This is a genomic window from Colwellia sp. E2M01, assembly GCF_018860585.1.
In the GTDB taxonomy this organism is placed as follows: domain Bacteria; phylum Pseudomonadota; class Gammaproteobacteria; order Enterobacterales; family Alteromonadaceae; genus Colwellia.
Genome location: NZ_JAHKPR010000010.1, coordinates 83,466 through 89,003 on the forward strand (window position 1 = coordinate 83,466; position 5,538 = coordinate 89,003).

Below are 5,538 nucleotides of genomic sequence, written 5' to 3' on the forward strand. Positions count from 1 at the left end.
TGGATTCCCGACAAGACACTTTGGGAATGACATAATTACTTAGATCTGAATACCAAATAATAGTCATAATTTAAATTTAGATCGCACTAGTGAAAGGAACTAAGCACGGAGTTGACGCTAGTCAATGAGTACTACAGTGACGAATCAATTGTGCGATCTAGGTTAAATTTACATGCGATCCATGACTTCAATGCCGAGTATATCCAACCCCTGTTTTAATGTTGTCGAGATAACTTTACATAAGGCTAAACGTGAAGCCTTAACGTCTTCGTTAATCCCTTCTTTTAAAATAGGGCAAGCTTCGTAAAAACTCATGTAAAGACTGGCTAGCTCGTATAAGTAGTTACATAGCAAGTTAGGTGTACACTCGCTAATTACTGCATCAATCACATCTTCAAGTTGTAATAACTTTAGCGCTAAGGCTTTTTCTTGTGGTTCAAGTATGCTGATAACCGCGTTATTATCAACTGTGCCAGCTTTACTCTCTGCTTTAGAAAAGATACTTTGAATACGTGAATAAGCGTATTGTAAGTAAGGGGCAGTAGCGCCTTCAAAACTCAACATGGTTTTCCAGTTGAAAATGTAATCGCTGGTACGGTTTTTAGATAAATCAGCAAATTTAACCGCGCCAATACCAACCTTTTTAGATATTTCTGTTAAATCAGTCTCAGAAATTTCAGGGTTTTTCTCTTTGATTAATGCTGCAGCGCGAACAATAGCTTCATCAAGTAATTCTGCTAGTTTAATTGTGCCACCAGTACGGGTTTTAAATGGCGTGCCATCGTCACCCATCATCATGCCAAATGGACAATGCTGGTAACCAACGTTTTCAGGTAAAAATCCAGCTTTACGCGCTACAATTTCAACTTGTTTAAAGTGTAAACCTTGGCGAGCATCGGTAAAGATAATGATGCGATCTGCACCTAGTTTGCCACTACGGTAGCGACAGGCCGCTAAATCAGTTGTAGCGTATAAGAAGCCACCACCGGATTTTTGTACAATAAATACTGAAGGCTCGCCGTCTTTGTTTGCCATTTCGTCAATAAAAACAACTTTAGCGCCTTGGCTTTCTACAGCGATTTCTTTCGCCATTAACTCATCAATGACAGGTTGTAAATCATCGTTATAAGCGCTTTCACCAACAATGTTTGAACGCTGTAATGATACATTAAGTTTTTCGTATATTTCTTCACTGTGGGTGATTGAAATATCGATAAACTGTTGCCATAACTTGGCACAAGCGGCATCGCCACTTTGTAGTTTAACTACGTCAGCGCGAGCACGGTCGGCAAAACCTTCTTCTTCGTCAAAACGAATTTTAGCTTCACGGTAGAAGTTTTCTAAATCGGCAAGGGCGGTTTCAGCAACTTCATCACCCGCAAGTTTATCGCTTAAATGTGCTATTAACATACCAAATTGTGTACCCCAATCACCCATGTGATTTTGACGAATAACCTTGTCACCACGAAACTCTAATGCGCGTACAACAGCATCACCAATGATGGTTGAGCGTAAATGGCCAACATGCATTTCTTTTGCAAGGTTAGGAGCAGAGTAATCAACAACAACGGTTTGTGCTTCATCGTCAGCGTTTACACCACGTTGGCTAACACCCGTAAATTCATCGTTAGCAACAAGGTTTAATTGCTCCGCTAACCATTTTTCATCTAAATGAATATTAATAAAACCCGGACCAGCTAACTCAATTTTTGTGGCAATGCCGTCAAGGTTTAAATGCTCAACTACTTTAGCCGCTAATTCACGTGGATTAGTTTTCAGTTTTTTAGCTGCGCCCATCACACCATTTGCTTGATAGTCACCAAAGTTAGGACGGTTTGATAAACTGATTGCAGGGTTAGTACCTTCAGGTAAACCCGCTTCAACCATTGCTTTACTAACACGTTCGGCAAGTATTTGTTTAATATTCATATCGTTACTTATTCTCTTTGCTATTTGGCTCAATACAGGCATCAATCGTGCTCATTGACATGCGTCAACTCCGCGCGTTTTCTTTTGTCTTAAGCCAACTAACTGCGAGAATAGAGTAACTCACAGTTAGTAAATTTAATTTCTTATTTCGATTTATAAAACCAAAATACATTAATTCATTTTAATCATTCATTTTAATCATTCAGGTTTGGTTAACTAGTTTACTTATTTTACAAGGCGCTTAAGAACTTTTATAAGGGAGCTTAGTACACTAAGTGACTGAATAAAAATTATTAAGCAACACCGAAAAATGACAAACTAGGACATCAAACTAGTGTTCACGTGTTGCGTGGAACTGTATCTCTGGGTGTCGTTCCTGTGCTAGTGATAGATTCACCATAGTCGGGGCAATATACGTTAAGTTATCACCACCATCTAACGCCAAGTTATCACCCGCTTTTTTCTTAAATTGCTCTAATGTACGCTCGTCATCACAAGTACACCAGCGCGCTGTTGCAACACTTATTGCTTCGTAAATTGCATCAACTTTGTATTCTGTTTTTAAGCGCTGAACTACTACTTCAAACTGTAGCACACCAACTGCACCAACAATCATATCGTTGTTGATGAAAGGTCTAAATACTTGTACCGCACCTTCTTCAGATAACTGAATTAAACCTTTTTGTAATTGTTTCGCCTTAAGTGGATCACGTAAACGAATACGACGGAACATTTCAGGCGCAAAGTTAGGAATACCGCTAAACTTCATGTCTTCACCTGCGGTAAAAGTATCACCTATTTGAATACTACCGTGGTTGTGTAAACCAATAATATCACCGGCGTAAGCCTCTTCAACGTTTGAACGATCGCCCGCCATAAAGGTTACCGCATCGGCTATTTTAACATCTTTACCTATACGAACTTGTTTCATCTTCATGCCTTTTTCATACTTGCCTGAACAAATACGCATAAAAGCAATACGGTCACGATGTTTTGGGTCCATGTTGGCTTGAATTTTAAAAACAAAACCCGAGAATTTTTCTTCTTCGGCTTTTACTTCACGTAAATCGGTTGCACGTGGTAATGGCTTAGGAGCCCATTTAGTTAAACCATCAAGCATGTGGTCAACCCCAAAGTTACCTAATGCAGTACCAAAAAATACCGGTGTTAATTCACCTTTCAAAAATTCATCTAAATCAAATTCATGTGAAGCGCCTTGTACTAGCTCTAATTCTTCACGTAAATCTTCGGCATAACTGCCAACAGCGGCATCAAGATCTGGATTGTCTAAACCTTTGATCACACGCACTTCTTGTATGGTATGACCTTGCCCTGATTGATATAAAAAGGTTTCATTAGTCACTAGGTTATAAACACCTTTAAACTCTTTACCCATGCCAATTGGCCAAGTAATAGGCGCACATTTAATCTTTAGTACTTCTTCAACCTCATCCATTACTTCCATAGGATCACGAACATCACGATCCATTTTATTCATAAAAGTAATAATTGGCGTATCACGAAGACGTGTAACTTCCATTAATTTAATGGTACGTGCTTCAACACCTTTAGCAACATCAATAACCATTAAACAAGAGTCAACGGCGGTTAGTGTACGATAAGTATCTTCTGAGAAGTCTTCATGACCAGGGGTATCAAGTAAATTAACTAAACAGTTGTTGTAAGGAAATTGCATTACCGAGGTAGTGATTGAAATACCACGATCTTTTTCCATTTCCATCCAGTCAGACTTTGCATGTTGTCCTGATTTTTTACCTTTTACGGTACCCGCTTTTTGTAAAGCTTGACCGAATAAAAGTACTTTTTCAGTAATGGTGGTTTTACCCGCATCAGGGTGAGATATGATGGCGAAGGTGCGACGTAAATCGACCTGCTCTTGCTGTACAGACATGCAAATTACCTGTTAAGTAAATAGGTGAAAAAAGTGTTTAACGATATCGTTGAAAAGGCACTTTTCATTAAGTTTAAAAAATTGCGCGCATTGTACCATTAAAATAGAAAAAATCTGCAAAAAGCCACTATATTCGATCGAATGTCGCCGCTTTTTACAGATTTTTTATTTATTCATTAAAATGATAGTCACAGGTAGTGAGCAAATTTATTTAATTGAATAAGTTTGATATGTATTTATATTCAATGTGGTCAAGTATTGGTAGCGACTTACTACTATGTTGTGGTCGCATTATTTGCTGAATATTTTTTAGGTATAAAGTCTGTGTCTTTTGCTTAGTCAATTGGGGTTGTGAATCTATTTGAGTTTTTATTTGGACTAATAATGCGTTGGTTGCCTCTTCTTTAGTAAAACCGGTTAATTGACTGATTTTAGTTAAGGCGTCATGCACAATAAGGCTGGCAACATCATCATTACTTAATTTTTGATCTGCTGTAGGAGTTATTTTAGTAAACATATCAGTGCCTTTAATCCTGTCACTGCGCTTAACCCAACTATGGTCGAGTATGTAGCAACAGTGAATTGAATATAAAATGTAGCTATTGAAGTAATGTTAACTGAGTGATGAAAAATAAATAGGTGATTTATGTGTAGAAATGTATGAATTTGTTAATAGTAAGCTATGGGCAAGAGGAAACTAGCACTTAAGTGACATAACTATGGCATCTTCATAGCCAAAGCCGGTATTACTTGGGTAATACCCTGTACGGCGATCAATTTCGATAAATCCAACATTCATATAAAGCATTTGTGCTGCAATATTTTTAGCTCTCACTTCTAAGAATATTTGGGTTGCACCTAGCGCTTTAGCTTGCGTTAAAAATTGTGTAAATAGCTTTTTACCAAAACCATTACCTTGCTTGTTAGGGGCTACACAAATATTCATTAACGTTGCTTCACCAGCAACATATTCACCAATATAAAACCCTATATCATTGTTATTTGAATCTTTTAGACTTGCACCAAAATAACGTCCACCAATACAGCTAGTAAAGGTTTTTTCTGTCCAAGGATGTGGATGACATGCTATTTCAATAACCATTAACGCTTTTACGTCTTTTGGGGTGATTTCAACAAAATGGTCGTTCATGTTTTTTTGGGTCATTGCGTTTTGCTACTAAGTAATTGCCATAACTGTTTTTTAAGTATGGGAGACTTTGAAATTTCAATAATTGAAGGGGTGAACAATTGTTGGTTGTGCCAATGAGCTTGCATTTCTGGGCTATGTTTTGCTGAGGTATCATTTTCTGAAGCGTTGCTCTCATTGCCACGAATGAAAAACCAATTAAATAAGCCTAAATCTAAATGATCGGCTTGTGGTTTTATTTCACCAATTGTTAAACCCGTGGCAAGCAAGATATCGGTAAATAATTGTTGTTGTGCTAATAAGTCTAAATCAATATCAATATAAGTTTTTTTTGCTTCGCTAGACTTCTCTGTCGAAAGGTCATTTTTACGACGCTGCCATAAACTAATGCCCATTTCGGTCAATTGTTCAAATTGATGTTGATTTATACTCATCTGCGATAACTCATATTGCTTATGTTTATTGAATCAGGTTTGTAATACCAAGTCCGTTAAATTACTGAACACCTGTACTAGTTAAAATACCTAAATACTACGTTCCTTTCAATCGC

Annotated in this window: 5 protein-coding genes; all 5 read right to left on the reverse strand. The window is 37.5% G+C overall.

Annotated features, from left to right (window positions below):
* Positions 1-168 precede the first annotated feature (168 nt).
* The 5 genes from argS to KO502_RS01160 all read right to left on the reverse strand — a co-directional run bounded on the left by argS (position 169) and on the right by KO502_RS01160 (position 5,422).
* A complete protein-coding gene (argS, locus tag KO502_RS01140) occupies positions 169-1,929 on the reverse strand; it encodes an arginine--tRNA ligase (RefSeq protein WP_216020716.1) in 1,761 nt (586 codons plus the stop codon).
* A gap of 331 nt (positions 1,930-2,260) precedes the next feature.
* The gene (gene prfC / locus KO502_RS01145) at positions 2,261-3,841 is read right to left on the reverse strand and encodes a peptide chain release factor 3 (RefSeq protein WP_216020717.1); all 1,581 of its coding nucleotides are present in this window, start codon (positions 3,839-3,841) and stop codon (positions 2,261-2,263) included.
* A gap of 211 nt (positions 3,842-4,052) precedes the next feature.
* A complete protein-coding gene (locus KO502_RS01150; protein ID WP_216020718.1) occupies positions 4,053-4,358 on the reverse strand; it encodes a hypothetical protein in 306 nt (101 codons plus the stop codon).
* A gap of 180 nt (positions 4,359-4,538) precedes the next feature.
* Complete coding sequence (rimI, locus tag KO502_RS01155; RefSeq protein WP_252730438.1) at positions 4,539-5,006, reverse strand: ribosomal protein S18-alanine N-acetyltransferase; 468 nt, start codon at positions 5,004-5,006, stop codon at positions 4,539-4,541.
* On the reverse strand, positions 5,003-5,422 hold the full coding sequence (locus KO502_RS01160; RefSeq protein WP_216020719.1) for a DNA polymerase III subunit psi: 420 nt from the start codon (positions 5,420-5,422) through the stop codon (positions 5,003-5,005). Before KO502_RS01160 ends, rimI begins: the two co-directional genes overlap by 4 nt.
* Between the last annotated feature and the right edge of the window lie 116 nt (positions 5,423-5,538).

Bases quoted from the DNA above. Each gene is read 5' to 3' on its own strand.
- argS (WP_216020716.1), bottom strand. From the start codon at position 1,929: ATGAATATTAAACAAATACTTGCCGAACGTGTTAGTAAAGCAATGGTT.
- prfC (WP_216020717.1), bottom strand. From the start codon at position 3,841: ATGTCTGTACAGCAAGAGCAGGTCGATTTACGTCGCACCTTCGCCATC.
- KO502_RS01150 (WP_216020718.1), bottom strand. From the start codon at position 4,358: ATGTTTACTAAAATAACTCCTACAGCAGATCAAAAATTAAGTAATGAT.
- rimI (WP_252730438.1), bottom strand. From the start codon at position 5,006: ATGACCCAAAAAAACATGAACGACCATTTTGTTGAAATCACCCCAAAA.
- KO502_RS01160 (WP_216020719.1), bottom strand. From the start codon at position 5,422: ATGAGTATAAATCAACATCAATTTGAACAATTGACCGAAATGGGCATT.